A 24,709-nucleotide genomic window follows, 5' to 3' on the forward strand; every position below is an offset into this window, starting at 1 on the left:
ATCAGGGCGGAGACTGGCGAGGCGCACCTTCGCGCCGCAGTCTTGGGACATGCATCCCTTCGACGCCTTTGCCTTTGACTTGCGGCAGGCGCTCCGCGCCCTGCGGCGCCGCCCCGGCTACGTGGCCACCGTCGTGGGGTCGCTGGCGTTAGGCATCGGCGGGAGCGTGGCCGCCTTCGGCGTCCTCGATGCCATCCGGCTGCGCGCGCTCCCATTCCCGGCGGCCGAGCGCCTCGTCGTCGTCTCCGAGGTTCCCGCCGGCCAGGGGAAGGGTGCGCCCGACTGCGCCCTTCGCTGCGATGTATCGTACACGACGTTCAGCCAGGTGCTGCGGCCGCGGACATTCTCGACCATCGAGGCCCTGGCCGGCTTCACCAGCGGTGGCAAGGTCTACATGGCGGGCGGCGCACCGGTCCCCGTCTCGGGGGGCGTGATCTCGCCTAACGTCTTCGCGCTGATGGGCGCCGTGCCGCAGCTCGGCCGCGCGCTCACCGCCGCCGATGACCAGCTCGGGGTCCCGCTGGTCACCGTGCTGAGCCACGACATGTGGGCCACCTTTCTCGGCGCCGATCCGGCCATCATCGGAAAGGTGGTGAAGCTCAGCGACTCGCAGTACACGGTCGTTGGCGTGATGCCGCCGGGCTTCGACTTCGAGTCGGGATCGAAGTTCTGGCTCCCCGCCGTCCCCACGCTCGACCCCAGCACGCGCCCGTCGATTCGCTCGCTCACCGTCCTTGCGCGGCTGGCCCCTGGGCGCACGATCGCCGAGGCGCGCGCCGAGCTTGCGGCGGTCGAATTGCCGCTGGCGACGAGCGGCGGGACGCGCGTGGCGATGCAGCTCGAGGCGCGACCGCTGCGCGAGCGCTACGTCTCCGCGACGCAGTCGCACGACGCCATCTTCGCGGCAATGGTGGGGTGCCTCATGCTCCTCGCCTGCGCCAACCTGGCCAACCTTGCCCTGGTACGTGCCCTCGACCAGCAGCGCGAGTTCGCGATGCGCAGCGCACTCGGCGCGCGGCGCGGCCGATTGGTGCGCCACCTGCTGATCGAGCACGCCGTGCTGGTGGTGGTGTCGACGGTGCTGGGGCTGGTGGTGGCGGGGTGGTTGCTCGAAGTCTTGCAGCAGGCGGCGGCGCTCGCCTCGCTGCGTCCCACGCGGATGAGCTTCGCGCTCGACGCGAGAGCGGTGGCGTTCGCGGTGGTCGCGGCGCTCGTCGTGGGCGCGGTGCTGGCCGTGGCACCGTTGCGCGTGGCGCTGTCGACCGAACCGCGCGCGGTGCTGCGCGATGGCGCGCTGGGGGGCGGCGGCCAGGCGACGACGCAGCGCATCTTCGTGGTGGCGCAGGTGGCGGCGGCCTTCGTTCTTCTCACGGCCGGGGCGCTGCTCTCCCGCGCCGCGTTGCGGCTGGCGGATGTCGACGTGGGATTCGACGCCGCGCACGTCATCACCGCCTCGCCCTCCTTTCCCCATCCCTGGCGCGTCCCCGAGAGGTACCTCCCGGTCACCGAGGCGATCGTGCGCGACCTGGCGGCGATTCCCGGGACGCGCGCCGTCGCCATGCGCGCCCGCGTCCCGCTGCGTGGAGCAGGGAGCGCACCGGCGGTCGTCGTCGATGGCGGGAGCGCCCCGCTGGCCGATGCGCTCGTTCCGGCGAGCGTGACGGCAGTGGGGCCCGACTACTTCGCCGCAACCGGAATTGCGGTGCGACGCGGGCGCGCGTTCGACACGCACGACGTGGCGGGGGGTGCGCCGGTGGCCATCGTGAGCGAATGGACGGCGCGACGCTGGTGGCCGGGGACCGACCCCATCGGTCGCACGGTGCGCATCGACACCGCGCCGCAGCTATCGGTGCAGCTGACGGTGGTCGGCGTGGCGGCCGACAGTCGCGCCTCCAGCCCAGGGCTCCTCTTCGCGCAGCAGGGGCCGGAGCTCTATCGCCCGTGGCTGCAGGCGCATACCCCGTACCCCGCGTTCGTGGTGATGGCGCGCGGCGATGCCGCGGCGCTGGTGACGCCGGTGCGCGATATTCTCGTGCGCGCCGTCCCCGACCGCCCGCTCTCGGTGGAACCGGCGGCGCACACCATCGACGACCAGGTGGGCGGGGCGCGGGCCAACGCGTCACAGGCGCTGGCCGTTGCCGCCGTCGGCCTCCTGCTGGCGATCGTTGGGGTGTACGGTGTCCTGACCTACGTGGTGGGACGACGCACGCGCGAGATCGGAATACGCGCCGCGATCGGCGCCTCGACGTGGGACATCGTGCGCCTGGTGCTGGGAGGGCTCGCCTGGCTCGTCCTGCTTGGCCTCGTCATCGGCGCGCTGGCCGCGCGCCTCACCACCCCGCTCCTCTCCTCGCTCCTGCACGACGTGCCGCCCACCGACCCGGTCAGCTACGCCGCGGTAGGGGGCGCGCTGCTGCTCGCCTCGGGGGTGGCGGCCGCCATCCCGCTCCGCCGGGCGCTGCGCATTGCGCCTGCCGATGCGCTGCGCTCGGCGATCGACGGGAAGCGATGACGCACTTCCCGGTTTCCAACGCTTAGCGGCGTCTCGCCTTCCACGCCGCGAGGACCTCGCGCTCCCGCGAGCGCGGCATCCCGGCCTGCCGCTTCTCGCGCTCGGCCGCAGGGCGCCCCTTGTCCCACGCGATGGTGTCCATCGCCGTCACCGCCAGCGGGCGATAGGTGAGCCCGGCCGCCACCGCGCGCGCCACACTCACGTACATGATCGGGTCGCCAGGCGCCCACGCCGGGATGTCGCTCCAGATTCCGAGCTTCTGCTCGGCGAGGAATGACTCGGGGACCCAGGTGAACGAGACCGCCGCCGACGTCGCGGCGCGGCACCCGGCAAGCATCTCGGCGAACGTCAGTCGTGTCGCGGGGCCGGTGGCGTTGAACGCGCCCGTCACGCCCCCCTCCGCCAGCCGCACAATGAACTCCGTGAGGTCGCGCTGGTCGATGACTTGCGACGAGTGCTCGGGGTTGCCTGGCGCCAGCACCTCGCCCCCTTCGTCGATGCGCACGGGCCAGTAGGTCCAGCGGTCGGTGGGGTCGGTGGGTCCCACGATGAGTCCAGGGCGAACGATTGCCGCGTGCCCTGGGAACGCGGCGTTCACGATGTTCTCGGAGAGCGCCTTGGTGAGCCCGTAAGGCACCTCCTGCCCATCCTTGAAATCGGCGGTCGCGGCAAAGCGCTCGGCATTCTCCAGCACCGGCGTGGTACGCACGTCGCTGGCGGATGCGTAGGAAAACGCGGGCGTCTTGTACGCCGAGATGGAGGAGACGAAGAGGTAGTAGTCTGTCGAGTCCTTGAGCGCTCGCGTGCTCCGTTGCACCCAGCGGTAGTCGCGCGCGTTGTTGTCGAGCACCGCATCCCATCGTCGTCCGGAAAGCGCGGCCAGGTCGCCCTCGCGATCGGCGATGATGTGCTCGACCCCTTCCACCTTGGTGCTGCTGCGCCCGCGTGTGAGGATGGTGACCTGGTGCCCGCGCTCGAGGGCGTACTTCACGGTGTGCGGGCCAATGAAGCCGGTCCCGCCGAGGATGAGGAGCTTCTTGGCGGCGCCCGGTCGTGGTGTGGTGGAGGGGGCGCGCGCGGGTGCCGTGAGGTCGTGACCGTTAGGCACCGAGGCCAGCGTAGTGGCGGGGCGCAGGGCGAGGGCAGCGCCGGCCAGGGCGGTGGAGCGGATGAAGTCGCGGCGTGTGTCGGTCATGGGGGAATGCGTGGGGGGATTCTTCGGGAGATTCGCGTGGTCGTCACCTGGCAAAGCCGTGAGCGGCAACCTCACGCCTTCAGCCCGGCTACGACCTCGAGGACGCGATCGATGTCGGCGGGGCTCACGTAGTAGTGCGCCGAAAGGCGCACGCCGGGGTCGCCCTGCGAACGGACGCGGATCTTCCGCGCCCAGAGCGCGTCTTGCAGCTCGCGGCCGTTCCTTCCCCCGATGCCGAAGGTGGTGATACCGGCGGCGAGGCGCGCGTCGCTGGGCGAGACCATCTTCACGTGCGGCATCGTCGCCAGTCCGTCGCGCAGCCGCTGGGTGAGCATCGCGTCCCATCGGGCAATGCGGTCGATGCCGAGCGTGTTGGCAAACCGAAGGGCGGCGCGCAGCCCCCAGATCACCGCCGGGCTCCCCGTGCCGTACTGCATGAAGCGGAACGCTCCCTTGCTGCTGTCGTCGATCTCGCCGGAGGCCAGCGTGTTCCACAGGCGCGGCTGCACCGCGCGCTTGATGTAGAGCACACCAGTTCCCTTGGGGGCGAGCAGCCACTTGTGCGGCGAGGCGGCGTACGCGTCGCAGTCGAGCGCCTTGACGTCGACGCGGATCTGCCCCACCGCCTGCGCCCCGTCCACGAGGGCGAGCGCGCCGTGCTGGTGCGCGAGGTCGCAGAGTGAGCGCGCCGGCATCACCACCCCGCGCCCCGAGGTGATGTGCGAGAACATGATCACCTTCGTGCGCGGCGTGATGGCGTCGGCAAAGAGCTTCACGATCCCGTCGGGACCCTGCTCCAGCGCACTCGCCAGCGGCAACTCCTTCACCACCACACCGTGTCGCTTGGCCCGCAGCCGAAAGCCGCCGATCCCCCCGCTATGCTCCTGGTCCGTCGTGAGCACCTCATCGCCAGCCGCAAGGTCGCAGCCGTTGGCGAGGAAGCTCATCCCCATCGTCGCGTTCTGCGTAAATGCGACCTCCTCGACAGGCGCATTGATGAACGCCCCAGCCTCGGCGCGATACTCGGCCAATTGCTGGTAGCCGGTCAGCGGCTCGCCGTCCGCCTGGAAGTAGGGCCAGTCCGGCAGGTCGTGCTCCAGCTGCTGCAGCCCCTGCACCACCACGTCCATCACGTCCTTGGGGATGGCGCCTAACGTCCCGGTGTTGCAGTAGGTGACGCTGGTGGGAAAGAGAAATCGCTTGCGCGCGGCGGCAAAGACCGCGGCGTCGTCGTCGCTGGCGGGGAGGGTGAAGCGCCCACCCGCGGGGGCGGACACCAGTCCCTCCAGTGATGGCAGCGCCGCGGCGGTGAGCGGCGGGGCGAAGCCGGCCGCGAACGACGTGGCGGCCAGACGCGTGAGGAAGTCGCGGCGCGGAAGCTGGTCGGTCATGAGGGTCCTGCGTGCGGGGACGGGACGTTCGTTGAAGGTGTTGGCGGTGCGGCATGAACATGTCGCGCGTTGCGGCCGGTGGCGAGCGCTCGCCTCGACAACTCTCACCGACTAAGTTCGCGTCGATGCGCATCATGCTGTCGCTCGCACTCGTTCTCTCATATCCGCTCGTGGCTCTCGGGCAGGGCGGCCGCCCGTTGGCTCGTCAGGCGCCGGCCGCCGATTCGACGCGCACGCTTCCCGTGTCGCACGCGGCGCGCACCACGGCCACCATCCAGCTCGACGGGCATCTCGACGAGCCGGCGTGGGACGCGGCCGAGCCCACCACCTCGTTCACACAGGTCGATCCCGAGGAAGGGGCGCCGGCGTCGCAACGCACCGAGGTCCGCGTCCTGTATGACGACACGTACCTCTACGTGGGCGTCCGCCTCTTCGACACGGGGGCGATCACCGGGCGGCTCGGGCGCCGCGACATGGACCTCGGCGATTCCGACTGGTTCGGCGTGATGATCGACTCGTACCACGACCGCCGTACCGCCTTCGGCTTCGACGTGAACCCGCTTGGCGTTAGGCGCGACGAGGTCAAGATCATCAACACCGACGACAACTCGTGGGACCCGGTGTGGGACGTCGCGACGTCGATCGATCGCCAGGGGTGGACGGCCGAGTACCGCATCCCCTTCTCGCAGCTGCGCTTCTCCGGGGCTCCCGTGCAGGTGTGGGGGATCCAGTTCGAGCGCGTGATCGGGCGTCGCCACGAGTATGCCACGTCCACGCCGATGCCCAAGTCGGAGGTGGGGGGCGTGCCGAAGTACGGGCTGCTCGACGGGCTGCGCGACCTGCGCCCGGGCAAGCGCATCGAACTCCTTCCGTATGTCGTGGAGCGCGGCTCGTACGTCGATCCCGGCGCCGACCCGTTCAAGCACAACCCCGACTTCGGCACCTCGGCCGGGCTCGACATGGTGCTGCGCGCGACGTCCAACCTCACGCTCAACGCGGCCATCAACCCCGACTTCGGGCAGGTCGAGGTCGACCCTGCCATCGTGAACCTCGGCGTATACGAGACGTTCTTCGAGGAGAAGCGCCCGCTCTTCATCGAGGGGAGCGACGTCTTTGCCTTTGGCGCCAACAGCATCAGCGGCGGGCAGCTCTTCTACTCGCGCCGCATCGGGCGCGCGCCGTCGTTGCAGCCGCCGACCGCGGCCAGCGACGTCCCGGAAGCGACGACGATTCTTGGCTCGGCGAAGCTGTCGGGGCAGGTGGGGGGATGGTCGGTGGGGCTGCTGGAAGCGGTAACGGCGCGCGAGACGGCGCGCTATCGTCGCCCCGACGGGACCGACGATGCGTTCGAGGTCGAGCCGATGGCGAACTACGTGGTGGGGCGGGCGCGCCGGGAGTTCCGTCAGGGGCAAAGCTTCGTGGGGGGCGTCGTCACCAGCGTGCAGCGCGACCTCTCCACCGACGCGTTGCAGGCGTCGCTGCACCGCTCGGCCTTGGCCGGCGGGATCGACTTCCGGCACGAGTGGGGGCGGCGGAGCTGGCTCGCCCTTGGCGACGTCGAGTTGAGCCGTGTGGCCGGCGACGCGCGGGCGATCACTGCCACGCAGCGGCGCTCCAATCACTTCTTCCAGCGCCCCGACGCCGATCACCTCGAGGTCGACAGCAGCGCGACGTCGCTGCTGGGATACGCCATGAGCCTCGCCGTCTTTCGCCAGGCGGGGATGCACTGGCGCGGCCAGGTCGGCGCCGCGCTCACGAGCCCCACGTACGAGGTCAACGACCTGGGCTTCGCCGTGCGCACCGACCGGCGCGACGTGCAGGGGGCGGTCACGTACCTGCAGAACGTCCCGGGCGAGCACCTGCGCCGCTGGGCGCTGACTGCCTCGGTCCGCTCCGAGCACAACTACGCCTGGCAGCCCATCCTCACCACCGCCGCCGGGCAGCTGCAAACCACCACGGCCAACTACTGGACGCTCACGGCGCAGGTCCAGCGCTACTTCCGCGCCATCGACGACCGCCTCACGCGCGGGGGGCCCGTGGCCACGCGCCCGGCGTGGGTGGTGTACCAGGTCAACGCGAGTTCCGACGTGCGCAAGCCGGTGACCCTCACCTCGACGTTGCAGCTGCAAGACTACGAGTCCGGTGGGTGGAGCTGGTCGGCGGGAGGGCGCGTCGGGATCAAGACGTCGTCGCGCTGGAACCTGTCGGCCGGGCCGGTCCTGTCGCGCCTGTACACGCCGGCGCAGTTCGTCACCTCGGTCGCCGACCCCACGTACACCGCCACTTTCGGGCGCCGTTATGTCTTTGCGCCGCTGCACCAGGTGTCACTGGGAATGGAGACGCGCTTCAACGCCACCTTCTCGCCGCGCCTGTCGCTGGAGACGTACCTGCAGCCACTCCTCTCCAGCCAGGACTACGGGAATGCGCGCCAGTTCGCGGCGCCGCAGACGTATGACTTCATCCCCTACAGCGGAACGATCCCCGAGCTCGACTTCAACCTGCGCTCGCTGCGCGGCAACGCCGTGCTCCGCTGGGAGTGGACGCGCGGGTCCACGCTCTACGTGGCCTGGCAGCAGCGGCGAAGCGACATTGCCTCGGTGGGCGACTTCGACTTCGCGCGCGACCGGAGCGCGCTCTTCCACACGCGCCCCGACAACATCGTCGTCGTCAAAGTCAACTACTGGGTGAACCCGCTCTGACCAGAAGTTCGCGCCCGCACATGGCGCGCGGCGCCGCCACTCGGCGCGCGGCGCCTCCACATGGCGCCAGCGCGCCGGCGCCTAACGCGTCACGGCTGTGGAGGCGCCGGGGGCGCCGCGGCCGGCGCTCTCACCTTGATCGAGATGATGCGGTCGAGCTTGGGATACTCCTGGTCCAGGAAGCGGTTCGACTCGCCGTAGAAGCGGCGCGGGTTCCCCATTGGCGCCGGCGACGACGGCATCTCGCCGTAGCCGGCGTAGAGCTGGTCGGCGAACTCCATCCCCGCGGTCACGCGCCCAATGGGGGCAAAGCGGAGCGAGTCGAGACCGAAGTTGTCGTTGAGGTTGATGAAGAGCGTGGTGGAGCGGTCGCGCGGGTTGAACTGCGCGTAGGTGATGGTCCCGCGCTCGTTATGCGCCCGCACCGAGTCGCGCGGGATCTTGCGCTCGCGCCAGAGCGCGCCCACCGCGGGGGAGGCCGGCTGCCCGAACTGCGCGATGTAGAACGGAAGGACGCGATAGAAACGCGTGTCGTCGTAGAAGCCGGCGCGCACCAGGTTGTAGAAGCGGTCCACGCCGTGCGGTGCCCACTCACGAATCAGCTCGAGCGTTAGCGTCCCCTTCGACGTCTCCATCTCCAGGGCCACGGTGTCGGGGGCGTGTGTGCGCCAGTGCGCGTGGCTGGGCGTCATGAGGACGGTGCGCCGCTGCGCCGGCGTGAGCGGCGCGGGAAGCTCGAGCGCCGCCTTAGCCTGCGGACCGGTCGTCCCCGGCGAGGCGGACTGGGCCATCGCCGCCGCCGGGGCGAGCGAGAGCGCCGCCGTCGTCGACAGGAGGAGGACGATGGAGAGTAACCGTGCGCGGGGATTCGACATGGCTCCGAAGTAGCGATCGCGCCGCGCACGTCGCAAGGCGGGAGTCGCCGCCGGAGCGCGAGAACTTCACGGACGATTCATCACTCCCCCCTCGCCTCCGGGCGCTCCGCGTCCGAGATTTGCCGCTTCCCCCGATCTCCGGTTCGACGCTCGAACCGGCGTTCCGGCGTCTGTTGCGAACGCACGTCCCCAGCCCGATGAAAGCACCCGCCGTCCTCATGGCACTCGGCGCACTCGCCGCGGTGAACCTCGCCGCGTGCAGCCGCCAGCATCCGCAGACGGCAGCCCTGTCCCGCATGGGACCCGAGGCTGCCAAGGAGCGGGCGCGCGCCGACTCGCTGCGCTACCCCTACACCAAGGCCGACATCGACTTCATGTCGGGGATGATTCACCACCACGCGCAGGCGATCCAGATCTCCAAGTGGGCCCCCTCGCATGGGGGGTCACCATCCATCATCCGCCTCACCGAGCGCATCATCAACGCGCAGCGCGACGAGATCAACCTCATGCAGGGCTGGCTGCGCGATCGCAACCAGCTCCCCCCGGCCGCCGACACGCTCGGTACCGGGATGTCGCATGCGGGAATGCAGCACGCCGGCATGCAGCACGGCGCGTCGCCGATGATGCCGGGGATGCTCACCGATGAGCAGCTCAAGCAGCTCGACGCGGCCCGCGGCACCGAGTTCGACCGCCTGTTCCTGACCTTCATGATCCAGCACCACCGCGGTGCCGTGACCATGGTGAAGGAACTCTTCGCCGCGCGCGGCGCCGGCCAGGACGAGACCGTCTTCAAGTTCGCCGCCGACGTCGAGGTCGACCAGTCGACAGAGATTCGCCGCATGCTGCAGATGCTCCTGGAACTTCCCTGAGTTAGTCAGTCGGCCGCGCCCGCGCGGCCACCACGCAACGGTTCGCTTCGTCCCATTCGCTCACCAACCCCCTCATGAGAGAGAAGCCCCGAATGCACGCTCCCCGCCTCACCTCCCGCTTCGTGCTCGCCGCGGCGCTCGTCGCCATGGCGTCGTGCGCAAGCAACCCGCCCGCGACCACGCCGGAGCCGGTTCGCGATCCGCGCCTGGACTCGCGCGTCGGCCTCAAGGCCGGCCTCATGGATGCCGGCGAAGCGGTCTCCAACCTCAAGGTCGTCTCCAAGGCCGTCTCCCCCGAGGGCTTCCTCGGCATCACCAACTCCGACCTCGCGTTCACGGGGAACTACGTGATCCAGGGGAACTACAACGGGCCGGTGATCTGGGACATCAGCAACCCGGCGCGCCCGCAACTGGTCACGGCGTACCCGTGCCCCGCCTCGCAGAACGACGTCTCGGTCTACAAGAACCTCATGTTCATGTCGGCTGAGGCCAACAACGGGCGAGTGGACTGCATGCCGGGCGGCGTGGCCGACACGGTGAGCGCGCAGCGCTTCCGCGGCGTGCGCGTCTTCGACATCAGCGACATCAAGACGCCGAAGCTCGTGGCCAACGTCCAGACGTGCCGCGGCTCGCACACGCACACGGTAGTCGAGAGCCCGAAGGACCCGGAGAACATCTACATCTACGTCTCCGGTTCGGCCGGCGTGCGCTCCCCTAACGAGTTGTCGCGCTGCAAGCGCGAGACGCCGGACAAGGAGTCCAACTCGGCGTTGCTCAAGATCGAGATCATCAAGGTTCCGCTGGCGGCGCCCGAGCGTTCCGAAGTGGTCAACGCCGCCGACATCTTCAGCGGGCTGACCTACACGCCCACGCACGCACCGGGTGAGGAAGACCTCGCGGCGGCGTCCAAGGCGGCCGCCGAGGCGCGCGCCAAGGGTGGCTTCACGGCCAAGGTCCCGTCGTCGGGGCAGGAGATGGTGCTGGGCGGGCAGTTCATCAAGGTGCAGCTGGACAGCATCGTGAAGGCGCGCGGCGGGAGCGGTGCCCCCACGGCCGCCGACTCGGCGGCGCTGCGCAGCGGGCTGCAGGGGATCGTGAACCACATGTTCGGCTCGGCGCCGCAGCCCGGTTCGCCGATCAACCCGGGGCGGCAGTGCCACGACATCACCGTCTATCCGGCGTTAGGGCTGGCCGGCGGTGCCTGCGAAGGGCACGGCCTGCTGCTCGACATCTCCGACCCCGTGCATCCCGTGCGTCTCGACGCCGTGGCCGACTCGAACTTTGCCTATTGGCACTCGGCCACCTTCAACAACGACGGGACCAAGCTTCTCTTTTCGGACGAGTGGGGCGGCGGCGGCGCCCCGAAGTGCCGCGCCACCGACAAGGCGGAGTGGGGCTCGGACGCGATCTTCACCATCGAGAATCGCAAGCTCAAGTTCCAGTCGTACTACAAGATCCCGACCATCCAGACCTCGGCCGAGAACTGCGTGGCGCACAACGGCTCGCTCATCCCGATTCCCGGGCGCGACGTGATGGTGCAGGCGTGGTACCAGGGCGGGATCTCGGTCTTCGACTGGACCGATGCCAAGAACCCGAAGGAGATCGCCTACTTCGACCGCGGCCCCGTCGATTCGACGCAGATGCGCATGGGCGGGTCGTGGTCGGTGTACTGGTACAACGGCTCGATCGTGAGTTCGGAGATTGCGCGCGGCATGGACGTCGCCGACCTGGTGCCGTCGCAATACATCTCGCAGAACGAAATCGACGCGGCCAAGACGGTGAAGTGGACGCACCTCAATGCGCAGGGGCAGCCGCTGATTGCGTGGCCGCCGAGCTTTGCCCTGGCCCGCGCCTTTGTCGACCAGCTCGAGCGCAACAAGTGCCTCTCGACCGCTCGCATCAGCGAGGTGCGCACCGCGCTCTCGAACGCGGAGAAGGCGGCACCGATGCAACGCTCCTCACAGTTGGGGACGCTGGCCGGGCAGTTGGAGAGCGACGCCCGTTCGTCGTGCGACCCTAACCGGGCCAAGCTTCTGCTCAAGGCGGTGCAGGACCTGCAGCACGCGACGGTGTCGTAAGGCATCGCCGTCAGCGGAACAACGAGTCGGGCGCGACGGGATGAGCCGTCGCGCCCGACGTGCGTTTGCCCGGCCGTCGGGCGTGAGGGGCGCGCCGCGTACGCTTGCGTCACGTTGTTGCATATGCAAGTATCAATGGCGCCGTGTCGTCCGTCCCCTCGCCCCGGAGCACGCCATGTCCCGCCCGAATCTCGCGCTCGTCGCGACCGCGCTCATTGCGGTCATCTCCATGGCTGCGTGCCAGCAGTCGCCGGGCGGGAAGCGTGGCGAGGAGCGCACGCCGTCGGGGTTGCCACCGTCATCGACGACGTCACCGGCGTCGTCCGCATCGCAGGCGCCTACGCGCATTCCCGCGAACATCTCGCATGGAGAGGCGCCGGTGGGAACGGCGGCTGACTCGGCACCCGTGGACCCCGTCGTTCCGCCGCGCTCGACGGATCGCCTGCATCGCGTGCGCTTCGAGATCGTCGACACCATCATCGCGGTCGCGCCGTCGGTGCAATACCGCGCGTGGACCTTCCAGTCGCGCGTCCCGGGGCCGGTGGTGCGCGTGACGCAGGGCGACGAGATCGAGTTCACCCTCGTCAACCGCGGGAGCATCGCGCACAGCATGGACTTCCACGCCGCGCAGATCGCGCCCAGCAAGTACTACGTGAACATCCTCCCGGGCGACTCGATCCACTATCGGTTCACGGCCGAGGTAGCGGGCGCCTTCATGTACCACTGCGGCACCGCACCGGTGGCCGCACACATCGCGAACGGCATGTACGGAGCGCTGATCGTGGACCCGCCGGGGCTGCGACGCGCGGCGAAGGAACTGGTCTTCGTGCAGAGCGAGTTCTACATGACGGCCAATCCCACCGGTCCCCGGTCGCTGGCGTGGGATCGCCTGCTGGGGCTGGCGCCAGACTACGTGACGTTCAACGGGCGCGCCGCGCAGTACGCCACGCACCCCATCCGGGTCAAGGTGAACGATCTGGTGCGCATCTACCTCGTGAATGCAGGTCCCAACCGCTTCTCGTCGTTCCACGTCGTTGGAGGGATCTTCGAACGCGTCTTCGTGGATGGCTCGCAGCGCTCCCCGCTGGAGGGGGTGCAGACGGTGGCGGTTCCGGTCGGAGGCGGATCGATCTTCGAGATCCGCCTCAAGCAGCCCGGGGAGTACCCGTTCGTCACCCACGCGTTTGCCGATGCGACCAAGGGGGCGGTGGGGGTGCTGCTGGCCGAGTGACTGCGTCGTGTGCGACGTCTCGACCCTGCGGCGCCGTCACGCCGATTGCGAGCTGACCGCCTAACGCGAACCGAACGTCCAGACGCGGCGGCTGCGTGCTACGCGGTGCGCGGCCCGCAGCCGCGGGGCATGGGCCGCCAGGAGGTCGCTGCGCGAGACGATCCCCACCACGCGGCGCGAACCGTCGCTGGCAATCACCGGCACGCGCCCCACGTGCTCGAGCACCATCACGTCAGCGACGTCGCGCAACGTGTTGTCCTCGTGCACGACCACCGGTGCGCGGCGCACCACCTGGCGGACAGCCAGGGCGTCGCCAGACGCAACGTCGACGAGGTCGCGCCGCGTCACCACGCCCACCAGGGCACCGCTGGCGTCGACGACCGGGAACCCCTGGTGCGTCGCGCCGTCGCCCCCCGCCGCCAGCCGCGCGCGCACGCTGGCCAGCGTCTCCTCCGCCGGCAACGTGACGACGGCGCGCGTTGCCACGTCGCCCACGCGCACCTGCGACAGGTGGTCCACGGCGTACTCGGTCTGCACGCTCACCCCGCGCCGGGCGAGCTTCTCCGTCATGATCGAGTTGCGGCTCACGAGGAGCGACGACAGGTAGGCGGCGGTGCAGGCGCCCAGGAGCGGGAGGAGCCCGACGGGTTGACGCGTGGTCTCGAAGGCGAAGACGATGGACGCCAGGAGGGCGTGCGACGCGCCAGCGAAGATGGCGGCCATGCCCACGAGACCGGCGATGCGCGCGTCCACGCCCAGCGCCGGCGCCACGGATGCGATCGCCGCTCCCGCCGTGGCGCCGATGCCGCTCCCGATCGTGAACAGCGGGGCCAGCGTCCCGCCGGACGTCCCGCTCCCGAGGTAGCACGACCACGAGATGAACTTGAGGATGGCCAGGAGGAGCAACGCGCGTCCCGTCAGCGACCCGGCGAGCGCTGCGACGATGTTGTCATAGCCCACGCCGAGCGTGCGCGGCTCGACGAGCCCCACCACCCCGACGACGAGCGCTCCGGCAATGGGCCACCACATCCAGTGCACGCCGAAGCGGTGGCCAAGCCGTTCGTAGCCGTCCTCGATGGCATAGGAGGCGCGCGTGATCCCCGCGGCCACGACCCCCATGATGAGCCCCAGCAGGGTGTAGACGGCGAGCGCGCTGCCGCGCGGTTGGGCCAGCAGCGGGATGGGGAAGGCGGGAGCGGCACCGACAAAGGCGATGCGCACCGCGGTGGCGGTGGCGGAGGCCAGCGCGACGGGAATGATCGACCGCGGACGGTACTCGAACAGCAGGAGTTCCACGGCGAGGAGGACGGCGCTGACGGGGCTCCCGAAGGTGGCGGACATCCCGGCGGCGGCCCCCGCGGCCAGAAGCACCTTGCGCTCGTCGGCGGTGACGTGGAGGAACTGACCGGCGAGCGACCCCAGGGCGCCGCCAGTTGCAATGATCGGCCCCTCGGCGCCGAACGGCCCTCCCGTCCCGATGGCGATGGCGGCCGACAGCGGCTTGAGGAAGAGGACGCGCGCCGAGATACGACTCTCGCCGAACAGCACCTTCTCCATCACCTCGGGAATGCCGTGCCCGCGGATGGCGCTCGACCCGTACCGCGCCATGAGCCCGACGGCGAGTGCCCCGGCCATCGGGGTGAGGAGGAGGACGAGCGGGCGATGCGTGCCGCCGCCAGGCGCAACGAAGGCGGTCGAGAGGCGGCCGTAGAAGGCGGCGTTGGTGACGAGGGCGATGATGGCCGTCAGCCCCTGAGCCGCCACCGCCGCCGCCACCGCGAGCACGAGGGCCAGGCACGAGAGCCAGACCGTGCGGCCGCGCACCGGCTCGTAGGCGGGCGGCGTGCGCCACTCCTCAGTCATTCCCGCCCCCTCCGCCAGATGCAAGGCGCCGTTTCCGTGGCCGGGAGTCCTCGCGCCTGTCTGCCAGTGGCGCCCTCCCGTCCGCCTCGAAGAACATCGCGGCGGGGACGTCACCGTAGCCCGCCCGTTCCAACCACTGCTCCAGCGCCCCGGCCACCGCCCACCGCTCGGCGTCGGTCATCGCCGCCAGCCCCAGGAGCAGCCGCTCCTGGGCGGTGGCGGAGTGCCGCGCCACGAGAGCGCGCCCGGTGCGCGTGAGCGTCAGCGCGCTGCGCCGCGCGTCGTCCGCGTGGGTCGCGCGCACCACGAGGCGACGCTCGACCAGCCGAGCCATCACCTCGGAGATGGTGCTCTGCCCCGCCAGGGTGCGGGCGGCCAGTTCGCTGATGGAGAGGCCGGGAGCGGCGGCGATCTGCCGCAGCAGGAAGAGCTGGGCGCCGCTGATGCTCGCCCCCCGCGCCGTCGTACGCGCCGACGCACTCAACACGCGCACGAGGCGGCGGAGCGCGTCCATGGCGCGGCGACCGGCTTGCTCATCGGGCGCCGGCGACTCGGCGGCGGTCGCGACAGGGCGGCGGGTGGCCGGAAGCCCGCTTCGGCGGGGGGACCGTCTGGAAATCGGCATGCCTCAAGATACATCGGTACCGATATAATGTCGCTGCCCTTGCCCCGGGGCGGTGCTCGTCCTCCCGCCACCCCCCGGCGCCTCCCTCTCCCACCGCCGGGCGCGGCGCGCGATGTTATCGCCCCATGCCCGACATCAACCCGCTCGCCCACCAGCACGCCGAGATCCGCGCCGCCGTCCGCGCGGTGTGCGAGCCGTTCGACTCGCGCTATTGGCAGCAGGTCGAGCGCGACGGCGATTATCCGGAAGCCTTTGTCCGGGCGCTCACCGCGGCGGGGTGGCTCTCGGCGCTGATCCCCGAGACGTATGGCGGCGGGGGACTCTCGCTCACCGAGGCCTCGGTCATTCTCGAGGAAATCAACCGCTCGGGGGCCAACTCCGGGGCCTGCCACGCGCAGATGTACACGATGGGGACGGTGCTGCGGCACGGCTCTGACGACCAGAAGGCGCGCTACCTGCCAGCGATTGCGGCTGGCGAGCTGCGCCTGCAATCGTTTGCCGTCACCGAGCCGGTCACCGGCACCGACACGACACGGACGCGCACCACGGCGGTGCGCCGCGGCGACCGCTACGTGGTGAACGGGCAGAAGGTCTGGATCTCGCGCGTGCAGCACTCGGACCTCATGCTCCTCCTGGCGCGCACCACGCCGCTGGAGCAGGTGAAGACGAAGTCGCACGGGCTCTCGGTCTTCCTGGTCGACCTGCGCGGCGCCGAGTCGCGGGGGCTGCGCGTTCGCCCCATCGAGAACATGGTGAACCACGAGACGAACGAACTGTTCTTCGAGGATTTCGAGGTTCCTGCGGAGAACCTCATTGGCGAGGAAGGGATGGGCTTTCGCTACATCCTGGACGGGATGAACGCCGAGCGCATCCTGATTGCCGCCGAGTGCATTGGCGACGGCTACTGGTTCATCGATCGCGCGCGTCGTTATGCAGCGGAGCGCGTCGTCTTCGATCGTCCCATCGGGCAGAACCAGGGGGTGCAGTTCCCGATCGCGCAGGGCTACGCCCGCGTGCGTGCGGCGGACCTGATGCGTTACGAGGGTGCGCGCCTGTTCGACGCCGGCGCACCGTGCGGCGCCGAGGCGAACATGGCAAAGCTCCTGGCCGCCGAGGCCTCGTGGGAGGCGGCGAACACGTGCCTGCAGGTGCACGGTGGCTTTGGCTTTGCCGCCGAGTATGATGTGGAGCGCAAGTTCCGGGAGACGCGCCTCTACCAGGTGGCGCCAATCTCGACCAACCTCATCCTGTCCTATCTTGGGGAGCACGTGCTTGGGCTCCCTCGGTCCTTCTAGCGCCTGGCCCCAACGGGCCAACGGAGTCGCTCTCCCCAATGCCGCCGATGGTTTCCCGACTTGCCCGCAGCATGTTGTTTGTCCCGGCCTCGCGCCCGGACATGGTTGCCAAGGCCGCGCGCAGCGACGCCGACGCCGTCTGCCTGGACCTGGAGGACGCCGTTGCGCCTGACCAGAAGGAGGCGAGCCGCGCGCTGGTGGTGGAGGCGCTGACGACGCTCGACTTCGGCCATCGCACGCGCATGGTGCGCGTGAACGCGCTCGACACGATGTACACGTACCGCGACGTGATCGAGGTGGTGGAGGGGGGAGGGGCGCACCTGGACGTGATCATGCTCCCCAAGGCGGGGGGGGCCGCCGACGTGCAGTTCCTCGACCGGCTGCTGACGCAGGTGGAGGCTCGATGCGGCATTCCGCATCGCATCGGGATCGAGGCGCAGGTGGAGACGGCGTCGGGGTTCGTGCACCTGGCGGCCATCGCGGCCAGCTCGCCGCGCCTGGAGGCGCTGATTTTCGGGATGGGCGACTATGCGGCGTCGATGCAGATGCCGCTGGGCAACATTGGTGTCGAGGACGAGCACGACGCCGCCTACGGGGCGCACCGCTGGCACGCGGTGATGCACGGGATCGTGGCGGCGGCACGCGCCCACGGGTTGCGGTGCATGGATGGCCCTGTCGCCAGCTACAAGGACGAGGAAGCGCTGCGGCGCGCCTGCGGCGTGGCGCGGGCCATGGGCTTCGACGGCAAGCAGTGCATCCACCCGCTGCAACTGTCGGTCGTGAACGCCGCCTTCTCGCCCGGCGAGCAGGAGGTGCAACGCGCGCGCGAGGTGGTGGCGCGCTACGAGGCGTCGGCGGGAGCGGGCGTGGGCGCCGTTGCATCCGGCGGGATCATGATCGACGCGGCCAACCTGCGCATGGCGCAGGTGACGCTCCGCGCCGCCGAGGCGCGCGCGCGCGCCGACCAGGAGCGTGGACGATGAGCGGCTCGAGCGAACAGGGCGGGCGCTGCTACGAGGACTTCCACGTGGGGCTGGTGATGCGCCACCCGCTGGGGCGCACGGTGAGCGAGGTGGACAACACCTGGTTCACCCTCCTCACCGCCAACACGAACCCCATCCACTTCGACAAGCACTACGCCGCGCAGACCGAATTCGGCCAGCCGCTGATGAACTCGACCTTCACCCTGGCGCTCGTCGTCGGGCTCTCGGTGAGCGACATCTCGCGCAATGCCGTGAACCTGGGATGGGACGAGGTGCGGCTCCCCGCGCCGGTGGTGGCGGGCGACACGATCTACGCCCAGAGCGAGGTGCTGGCGATGCGCGAGTCGGCGTCGCGCCCCACGATGGGGATCGTCGAGGTGCGCACCACCGGCTTCAAGCAGGACGGCACGGTCGTCATCACCTACCGCCGCACCATCCTCGTCTACAAGCGCGGACATGCGCCGGTGCGCCCCAATCCGACGCCGGCGGCCTAACGCTGTCGCCGGACGTTACGTATCACTTCGCGGGACAACGTCAACGGAGTACGAGCGGAGGAACTGAGCATGAACCGGAGAAACTTCGTCGCATCGTCGGCACTGGGGACGTTGGGAGCCGCGGCTGGACGCCTCGGGCTCGGCGCCGCGAGCGGTCCACTCGATCGCATGGCGAGTGAGCTTGAGCGCACGGCCGCTCCGCGCGCCGCCACGCGCAAGATCCTCATTGCGGGCGGTGGCTACCGCACGGCCTTCATCCGCTACATGGCGCAGCTGACGGGAAAGGCGCGGCCGCGCATCTGCTTCCTCCCCACCGCCTCCGCCGACTCGCCGCAGGGGATCATCTCCTTCTACGAGTCGTGCGCCCCGCTCAACGTCGAACCGTTCCATCAGGCGTCGTTCATCGCCAGCACGCGGCAGGACAAGAGCTGGGAAGAAGTCCTCCTCTCGGCCGATGGCATCGTCTGCTCCGGCGGCAACACGCTCAACCAGCAGGCCATCTGGAAGGCGCAGGGGATCGACCTCGTGCTCAAGCAGGCGTGGGACCGCGGGATCGTCCTCGGTGGCGCCAGCGCTGGCTCGTTATGCTGGTTCGAGGAAGGAACCACGGATTCGCGCCCCAGGGAACTCACCATCGTCCAGTGCCTTGGCTTTCTCAAGGGGAGCCACTCGCCGCACTATGACGCCGAGCCCGGGCGGCGCCCGCTGTACCAGAAGCTGATTGGCTCGGGGCAGATGAAGCCGGGCTACGCGTGCGACAACGACGCGGGGATCTACTTCGAGGACAACGAGGTCAAGCGCGTGGTGCACACGCGAGCCGCGGCCAAGGTGTACTACGTGAGCGTCGTGGGCGGAAAGGTCGTGGAGAAAGTCATGGAGCCGGAGATGATTTCGTGAAGTGGCGTCTGGCGCTCGTCCTCGCGCTGGCGGTTGCCGTTGCACCTCCTGCGCGCATGCTCGGCGCGCAGGGCGACGGTGCGCCGCGCGGGGCGCTGTTCATCGTGGGAGGAGGGCCGCAGCCGCAAGCGCTGGTGGAGGAGTTCGTGCGGCTGGCGGGAGGGGCGGGGCGCGCTCGCGTCGTGGTCTTCGCGATGGCGAGTGCGAGCGGACAATCCAGCGGTGAGGAGAAGGCGCGCGCCTTGCGCGCCATGGGCGTCGACGCGGAGAACATCTGGATCGATCGCGGTGGTGCCGACGACAGTGCCGTGGTGCGTCGCGTGCGCCAGGCAACCGGGATCTGGTTTGGCGGGGGCGACCAGTCGCGGTTGACGGCCGCGCTCGCCGGGTCGGCGACGGCCCAGGCTATCGCCGAGCGTTATCGCGAGGGCGCGGTGGTTGGCGGGACTTCGGCAGGGGCGGCGGTCATGTCGGCGGTGATGATCACTGGCGAGGAGCGACATCCGGGTGGAGTGCGTCCGGACACGGCGTTGGCGTTTGGCGTGCTCATGCGCGACAACGTCGTCACGGCCGACGGCTTTTCCCTGATCTCCAACGCGATCATCGACCAGCACTTCGTGCGGCGCCGGCGTCACAATCGCCTCATCTCGCTGGTGCTGGAGCGCGCGCCGCATCTGGGCGTCGGCATCGACGAGTCGACGGCGCTCGTGGTCGAGGCGGGCGGCGGCTGGCGCGTCCTGGGCGAGAGCGTGGCGGTGATCTACGACGCGCGCCGGGCCGAGGTGACGGCCGGTGGCACGCTGGGGGCGAGCGGTGTGACGATGCACGTCCTCCCCTCGGGAAGCCGGTTCGAACCCGGGACCGGGCGCGCACACCTCGCGCCGCGTCGCTGACGAGGCGCGCGGCGGCCACGCCTCCGCAGGGCGAGGGGCGCGCGGCCGGGGGCCGTCTACCTATTGCGGCTGCGCGGGAATCTACTCAACATGTTCGCTTCCCCCGGCCGGCGCGTCGAATCGCTGGACGTGCAAGCGATTGCGCGTCCGTAGTCCGGTCCGCGGGGCGTGACGAACGGAACGCCGCGCAGGCAGCGCCACGGATCCTCTGCCATGGCGCCGCGCGGCCATCTAGGGAGGAATCGAATGAGACGTCGTGTGTGGTCCGCATGGCTCGTCGCCGCGGGGTGTCTGGCGACTTCACTAGTCCCGTCATCTGCCGCAGCGCAGGCGACGGGGTTCATCCGGGGAACGGTCGTCGATTCTGCGTCGCGACGGCCTATCGAGGGGGTGCAGGTGGTGCTGGCGGGGTCGACGTTGGGAGGCGTGACGGGGGCTGACGGCCGTTACGTCATCCGCAGCGTCCCGGCCGGAAACTACACCGTGCGCGCCACGCGCCTGGGCTTTGGGCCGGCGCAGCGCGGGGTCACGATCGCGGCGCTCGACACCGCGGTCGCCGACTTCACGCTTCGCGCCGCGGCGCTCAACCTGTCGCAGGTGGTCGTGGTCGGCTACGGCACGGCGAATCGCCGCGAGGTGACGAACGCGGTCACCACGGTACGCAGCGAGGAGCTGGTCAACATGCCGGTTGCCAGCGTCGAGGCCGCGTTGCAGGGCAAGGCGGCCGGGCTGCAGGTGATCCAGAATGCCGGCAACCCCGGCAACGGCATCTCGGTTCGCGTCCGCGGCTCGTCGTCGCTCTCGGCGGGGAACCAGCCGCTGTACGTCATCGACGGCATCCCCATGCTGCGCGAAAGCTATTCGCAGTTAGGGATGGGCGGGCAGGACGTAAGCGCCGTGAGCGGGCTGAGCCCGGACGAGATTGCCTCGATCGACGTCCTCAAGGACGCGTCGGCCTCGGCCATCTACGGCTCGCGCGGCTCCAACGGTGTCGTGCTCATCACCACCAAGCGCGGCCAGGCGGGGCGTCCCAAGATCACCTTCAACGGCTACTACGGATCGCAGGACCTGTCGAAGAAGGTCAACATGCTCAATGCCAAGGAGTATGTGGCCTACTTCAACGAGGCGGCCCGGAACGACGGCTACGGCGAGGACGAACTCCCGTTCGTGGCCGGTGTCGACGATACGATCAACACCGACTGGCAGGAGGCGGTCCTGCAGACGGCGCCCGTCTATGATCTCTCGGTGGGGATGACCGGCGGGAGCGAGCGCGTGTCGTACTTCGTCTCCGGCGCCTTCTTCAACCAGAAGGGAATCCTCCTCGGCTCGCAGTACCGCCGCGCCAACATCCGCGCCAACCTCGACTTCTCGCCTAACTCCAAGCTGAGCGTGCGGACGTCGATCGGGCTGGGGCGCGAGGCCAACGTGCGCAACGAGAACGACAACACCATCGACGGCGTCGCCACCAACGCGCTGGCCAATCAGCCTAACGTGCGCGTGCGCAACGCCGATGGGTCGTTCACCTCGACCGACGACGGCCTCGAGTACACGAACCCCGTTGCCCTCGGCGCGCTGGACAACGCCGAGTCGCGCACGCTGCGCGCGATGGGGAACACCGAGATGTCGTACGCGTTCACCGACCGCCTGCGCCTCAACGGGCGCGTGGGCGTGGACATGCTCAACCTGCGCGACCTGCGCTGGAACTCGCCGCTCATCATCGGGACCTATGCCGCCAGCGCCAATGGCGTGGCGCAGCAGGGGAACACGACGGTGAGCCGCTATGTGGCCGAGACGTTCCTGCAGTTCGACGTCCCCGGGCAGCGCTTTGGCCAGTTGTCGCTGGTTGGTGGCTCCGGCGTCGAGTACAACTCCGTCGAGAACGACTTCCTGCAGGGCGAAGGGTTCGGGAGCACGCAGTTCCGCTACCCGGGGAATGCCGGCAAGGTGACGTCGTACGACGGCGGGCGCACCGACAACAACCTCGCCTCGTTCTTCTCCCGTGCCAACTGGTCGCTGCGCGACAGGTACTTCGCCAGCGCCAGCGTGCGCACCGACGGCTCGTCGCGCTTTGGCAAGAACAACCGCTACGGCACCTTCTCGTCGGCGTCGTTCGGCTGGTCGCTGTCCGACGAGTCGTGGCTGTCGGCGATCAGGAAGGCCGGCGACCTGAAGCTCCGCGTGAGCTACGGCGAGACCGGGAACCAGGGGATTCCGGACGACTTCGCCCCGCTGGCGCGCTTTGGCAAGGCCAACTACGCCGACGCCCCGGGCATTGCGCCGTCGTCGCTGGCCAACCCCGACCTGCGCTGGGAAACCACGCGCGAGTTCGACATCGGCCTCGACTTCTCGATGTTCTCCGGTCGCATCGGGCTCGTCGCCGACCACTTCAGCAAGAAGACCGACGACCTCCTCGTGCTGCGCCCGATCACCTCGACGAGCGGCCTCACGAGCGTGTACGACAACATCGGCAACATCGAGAACCGCGGCTGGGAGTTCCAGCTCAACACCGAGCCCATTCGCGAATCGCGCGCCGGCGGCTTCAGCTGGAATTCCGACTTCAACATCTCGTTCATGAAGAACGAGGTCACCGCGCTGTATCGCGACGAGCCGTTCAACAGCGGTATCCGCAGCGTGAACCGCGTCGAAGTTGGGCAGCCGCTGGGCGCCTTCCAGACGCTGCGCTTCAAAGGCGTCGATCCGCAGACCGGCGACGCGATCTACGATGACGTGAATGGCGACGGCGAAATCACCGCCGACGACCGCACCATCGTCGGGTCGCCGCACCCGAAGTACTTCGGCGGCTGGACCAACACGCTCAACTGGAAGGGGTTCGACCTGCGGTCGTTCGTGCAGTTCACGCAGGGGAACAAGGTCTTCAACGCGATCCGCATCTTTGCGGATGACGGGGGCTACTACTTCGACAACAAGCTGAGGGACTCCTACGTCAAGCGGTGGCAGAAGCCGGGCGACATCGCCGAGCAGCCGCGCCTGAGCTACGACGGCGTGTCCGGCGCGCGCGACGTGTCGAGCCGCTTCGTCGAGGACGGGTCGTACGTCCGCCTGCAGGAAGTCTCGCTGGGCTACCGCCTCCCGCGGTCGCTGGCACGCACGCTCAACCTGGATGAAGCGCGCTTCTTCGTCTCCGGGCGCAACCTCGTGACCTGGACCGACTACACCGGCTTCAACCCCGACGTCAACAGCAACGGCTCGAGCGCGTCGATCTCGCTCGGTACCGACTTCTACGCCTACCCGCTGGCCCGGACGATCTCGTTCGGCCTGCGCGGTTCGTGGTGAGGACGACGACGATGCCTACACACATCATGCAGACACTCCTGCGGCGCCGCGTGGCGCCCACGTTCCTGGCCGCGCTGCTCTCGGTGGCGGCGGGGTGTGACAAGACGCTGACTGTCGAACCGACCACGCAGGTCGAGGAGACGCAGGCCATCATCGACGGGCCGAGCGCCCGCGCGGCGCTCGCTGGTGCGTATGACGCGCTCCAGGACGGGTCGTACTACGGCGGCGACTTCCTCTTCATCACCGACCTCGCCTCCGACGACGTGGCGCACGTGGGGACCTTCACCACGTTCGCCGACGTCGACCAGGCGGTGACGGCCGCCGACAACAGCACGCTGGAAGGGATCTGGGACGCCATCTACATCGCGATCGGGCGCGCCAACACGCTCATCGCCAAGATCCCCGCGGTCACGCAGCTCAGCGACGACGAACGCAAGGACATCGTGGGGCAGGCGCACCTGATTCGCGCGCTGAGCTACCACAACCTCGTGAAGCTCTGGGGGCCGGTCCCGATTCGCCTCGCGCCGCCGGTGTCGCTCAACGAACTGGCCAACACCGAGCGTGCCACGGTTGCCCAGGTGTACACGCAGATCCTGGCCGACATCAACCAGGCGTCGCAGCTGCTGAGCAGCGACTTCCGCACCACCTCGGCGTCGTACGTGGCCGCCGAGGCGATCAAGTCGCGCGTGCTGCTGTACCAGGGGAACTGGGCGGCAACGGTCACCGCGGCCGACAAGGTGATCGACGAAGGGCTCGAACTGGCGCCGAGCTTCTCGTCGCTCTTCCAGCCGCAATCGGAAACGCCGGAAGACATCTGGCGCGTGGCGTTCACCGCCACCGAGTACAACCTGTCGGGGTACTACTACCTGTCCAAGGCACTCGGCGGTCGCTACGAGATTGCGCCGACAGCGTCGCTCAACAACGCCTACGAGAGCGGTGATGAGCGCCTGTCGTGGAGCATCCAGCGCGACAGCCGCAACCGTCGTTTTGGCGCCAAGTGGCGCACGACGGAAGGGGCCGAGGACCTGCACGTCATCCGCTTTGCCGAAGTGCTGCTCAACAAGGCCGAGGCGCAGGCCATGCTGGGCGATCTGGATGGCGCGGTGACGACGTACAACGAGTTGCGCGTCCGCGCGGGGCTGGCTCCGCATCAGTTGGGAGTCGACGTCTCGTCGCAGACCGAGGTGCGCAACGCGGTGTGGCTGGAGCGCCGTCGCGAGCTGGCGTTCGAGGGCGATCGTTGGGCCGACCTCGTGCGCACGCAGCGTGCGGCGACCGTGCTCAACATCCCGTCGTTCAGGACGCTGTTCCCGATTCCGCAGAACGAGATCGACGTGGCGCCGAAGATCATTCAGAACTCGGGGTACTGAGGGGCGGACGGGGGACGGGGGGCGGGAGACGGGAGTTTGGGGGTGCGCGGTTCACCACTTTCCACCGTCTGCCGTCCACTGTCCACTGTCCACTGTCCCCACTTAGTCCGATGAACGAAAGCGGGCGGCTTCCGAAGGTTGGGAG

At 69.3% G+C, this 24,709-nt stretch carries 17 protein-coding genes; 12 read left to right on the forward strand and 5 right to left on the reverse strand.

Translation table 11 applies throughout. The annotated features are described in order from the left end of the window. Positions 1-49 precede the first annotated feature (49 nt). Positions 50-2,512, forward strand: coding sequence for an ABC transporter permease (locus IT359_10200; GenBank protein ID MCC6929348.1), 2,463 nt, complete (start codon positions 50-52; stop codon positions 2,510-2,512). A gap of 22 nt (positions 2,513-2,534) precedes the next feature. Here the strand turns inward: IT359_10200 and IT359_10205 are convergent, their stop codons facing one another. Continuing rightward, positions 2,535-3,707 (reverse strand): NAD-dependent epimerase/dehydratase family protein, encoded by a 1,173-nt coding sequence (locus tag IT359_10205; protein MCC6929349.1) that lies wholly within the window; start codon positions 3,705-3,707, stop codon positions 2,535-2,537. A gap of 71 nt (positions 3,708-3,778) precedes the next feature. Beyond that, positions 3,779-5,098 (reverse strand): aminotransferase class V-fold PLP-dependent enzyme, encoded by a 1,320-nt coding sequence (locus IT359_10210; protein MCC6929350.1) that lies wholly within the window; start codon positions 5,096-5,098, stop codon positions 3,779-3,781. A gap of 125 nt (positions 5,099-5,223) precedes the next feature. Between IT359_10210 and IT359_10215 the strand changes: the two genes are divergently transcribed. Further along, on the forward strand, positions 5,224-7,797 hold the full coding sequence (locus IT359_10215; protein MCC6929351.1) for a carbohydrate binding family 9 domain-containing protein: 2,574 nt from the start codon (positions 5,224-5,226) through the stop codon (positions 7,795-7,797). Between the two features lie 89 nt (positions 7,798-7,886). Here IT359_10215 and IT359_10220 read toward each other — a convergent pair whose 3' ends face one another. After that, the gene (locus IT359_10220) at positions 7,887-8,672 is read right to left on the reverse strand and encodes a peptidylprolyl isomerase (GenBank protein ID MCC6929352.1); all 786 of its coding nucleotides are present in this window, start codon (positions 8,670-8,672) and stop codon (positions 7,887-7,889) included. Between the two features lie 197 nt (positions 8,673-8,869). Here IT359_10220 and IT359_10225 point away from each other — a divergent pair, with 197 nt between their 5' ends. From IT359_10225 to IT359_10235, 3 genes are all read left to right on the forward strand, one after another. After that, positions 8,870-9,541, forward strand: a complete 672-nt coding sequence (locus IT359_10225; GenBank protein MCC6929353.1) for a DUF305 domain-containing protein — start codon at positions 8,870-8,872, stop codon at positions 9,539-9,541. Between the two features lie 74 nt (positions 9,542-9,615). Beyond that, positions 9,616-11,619, forward strand: coding sequence for a hypothetical protein (locus IT359_10230; protein ID MCC6929354.1), 2,004 nt, complete (start codon positions 9,616-9,618; stop codon positions 11,617-11,619). A 175-nt stretch (positions 11,620-11,794) separates the two neighbouring features. Continuing rightward, positions 11,795-12,850, forward strand: coding sequence for a multicopper oxidase domain-containing protein (locus IT359_10235; GenBank protein ID MCC6929355.1), 1,056 nt, complete (start codon positions 11,795-11,797; stop codon positions 12,848-12,850). 60 nt (positions 12,851-12,910) lie between these two features. Here the strand turns inward: IT359_10235 and IT359_10240 are convergent, their stop codons facing one another. Together IT359_10240 and IT359_10245 are read right to left on the reverse strand one after the other, a co-directional pair. Continuing rightward, the gene (locus IT359_10240) at positions 12,911-14,713 is read right to left on the reverse strand and encodes a chloride channel protein (GenBank protein ID MCC6929356.1); all 1,803 of its coding nucleotides are present in this window, start codon (positions 14,711-14,713) and stop codon (positions 12,911-12,913) included. Further along, positions 14,706-15,227 carry a MarR family transcriptional regulator gene (locus IT359_10245; protein MCC6929357.1) on the reverse strand — a complete coding sequence of 174 codons (522 nt, stop codon included), beginning with the start codon at positions 15,225-15,227 and terminating at the stop codon, positions 14,706-14,708. The genes IT359_10240 and IT359_10245 overlap by 8 nt, the downstream gene beginning before the upstream one ends. 236 nt (positions 15,228-15,463) lie before the next feature. Here IT359_10245 and IT359_10250 point away from each other — a divergent pair, with 236 nt between their 5' ends. The 7 genes from IT359_10250 (at position 15,464) to IT359_10280 (ending at position 24,564) form a co-directional block, all read left to right on the forward strand. Next, complete coding sequence (locus tag IT359_10250; protein MCC6929358.1) at positions 15,464-16,633, forward strand: acyl-CoA/acyl-ACP dehydrogenase; 1,170 nt, start codon at positions 15,464-15,466, stop codon at positions 16,631-16,633. Between the two features lie 47 nt (positions 16,634-16,680). Next, the gene (locus tag IT359_10255) at positions 16,681-17,616 is read left to right on the forward strand and encodes a CoA ester lyase (protein MCC6929359.1); all 936 of its coding nucleotides are present in this window, start codon (positions 16,681-16,683) and stop codon (positions 17,614-17,616) included. Continuing rightward, positions 17,613-18,110, forward strand: coding sequence for a MaoC family dehydratase (locus tag IT359_10260; GenBank protein MCC6929360.1), 498 nt, complete (start codon positions 17,613-17,615; stop codon positions 18,108-18,110). Before IT359_10255 ends, IT359_10260 begins: the two co-directional genes overlap by 4 nt. A gap of 69 nt (positions 18,111-18,179) precedes the next feature. After that, positions 18,180-19,007: a peptidase E gene (locus IT359_10265; GenBank protein ID MCC6929361.1), complete on the forward strand. Its 828-nt coding sequence runs from the start codon at positions 18,180-18,182 to the stop codon at positions 19,005-19,007. After that, a complete protein-coding gene (locus IT359_10270; GenBank protein MCC6929362.1) occupies positions 19,004-19,900 on the forward strand; it encodes a cyanophycinase in 897 nt (298 codons plus the stop codon). Before IT359_10265 ends, IT359_10270 begins: the two co-directional genes overlap by 4 nt. Positions 19,901-20,146: 246 nt before the next feature. Further along, a complete protein-coding gene (locus tag IT359_10275) occupies positions 20,147-23,194 on the forward strand; it encodes a TonB-dependent receptor (GenBank protein MCC6929363.1) in 3,048 nt (1,015 codons plus the stop codon). Positions 23,195-23,205: 11 nt separating this feature from the next. After that, positions 23,206-24,564 (forward strand): RagB/SusD family nutrient uptake outer membrane protein, encoded by a 1,359-nt coding sequence (locus tag IT359_10280; protein MCC6929364.1) that lies wholly within the window; start codon positions 23,206-23,208, stop codon positions 24,562-24,564. Positions 24,565-24,709: the final 145 nt, after the last annotated feature.

The sequence above is a fragment of the Gemmatimonadaceae bacterium genome, assembly GCA_020852815.1.
Taxonomy (GTDB): Bacteria; Gemmatimonadota; Gemmatimonadetes; order Gemmatimonadales; family Gemmatimonadaceae; genus SCN-70-22.

Coding starts and splice junctions, on each gene's coding strand:
- IT359_10210 (MCC6929350.1), bottom strand. CDS start 5,098: ATGACCGACCAGCTTCCGCGCCGCGACTTCCTCACGCGTCTGGCCGCC.
- IT359_10275 (MCC6929363.1), top strand. CDS start 20,147: ATGAGACGTCGTGTGTGGTCCGCATGGCTCGTCGCCGCGGGGTGTCTG.
- IT359_10220 (MCC6929352.1), bottom strand. CDS start 8,672: ATGTCGAATCCCCGCGCACGGTTACTCTCCATCGTCCTCCTCCTGTCG.
- IT359_10205 (MCC6929349.1), bottom strand. CDS start 3,707: ATGACCGACACACGCCGCGACTTCATCCGCTCCACCGCCCTGGCCGGC.
- IT359_10255 (MCC6929359.1), top strand. CDS start 16,681: ATGGTTTCCCGACTTGCCCGCAGCATGTTGTTTGTCCCGGCCTCGCGC.
- IT359_10260 (MCC6929360.1), top strand. CDS start 17,613: ATGAGCGGCTCGAGCGAACAGGGCGGGCGCTGCTACGAGGACTTCCAC.
- IT359_10215 (MCC6929351.1), top strand. CDS start 5,224: ATGCGCATCATGCTGTCGCTCGCACTCGTTCTCTCATATCCGCTCGTG.
- IT359_10230 (MCC6929354.1), top strand. CDS start 9,616: ATGAGAGAGAAGCCCCGAATGCACGCTCCCCGCCTCACCTCCCGCTTC.
- IT359_10265 (MCC6929361.1), top strand. CDS start 18,180: ATGAACCGGAGAAACTTCGTCGCATCGTCGGCACTGGGGACGTTGGGA.
- IT359_10240 (MCC6929356.1), bottom strand. CDS start 14,713: ATGACTGAGGAGTGGCGCACGCCGCCCGCCTACGAGCCGGTGCGCGGC.
- IT359_10280 (MCC6929364.1), top strand. CDS start 23,206: ATGCCTACACACATCATGCAGACACTCCTGCGGCGCCGCGTGGCGCCC.
- IT359_10245 (MCC6929357.1), bottom strand. CDS start 15,227: ATGGACGCGCTCCGCCGCCTCGTGCGCGTGTTGAGTGCGTCGGCGCGT.
- IT359_10250 (MCC6929358.1), top strand. CDS start 15,464: ATGCCCGACATCAACCCGCTCGCCCACCAGCACGCCGAGATCCGCGCC.
- IT359_10235 (MCC6929355.1), top strand. CDS start 11,795: ATGTCCCGCCCGAATCTCGCGCTCGTCGCGACCGCGCTCATTGCGGTC.
- IT359_10225 (MCC6929353.1), top strand. CDS start 8,870: ATGAAAGCACCCGCCGTCCTCATGGCACTCGGCGCACTCGCCGCGGTG.
- IT359_10200 (MCC6929348.1), top strand. CDS start 50: ATGCATCCCTTCGACGCCTTTGCCTTTGACTTGCGGCAGGCGCTCCGC.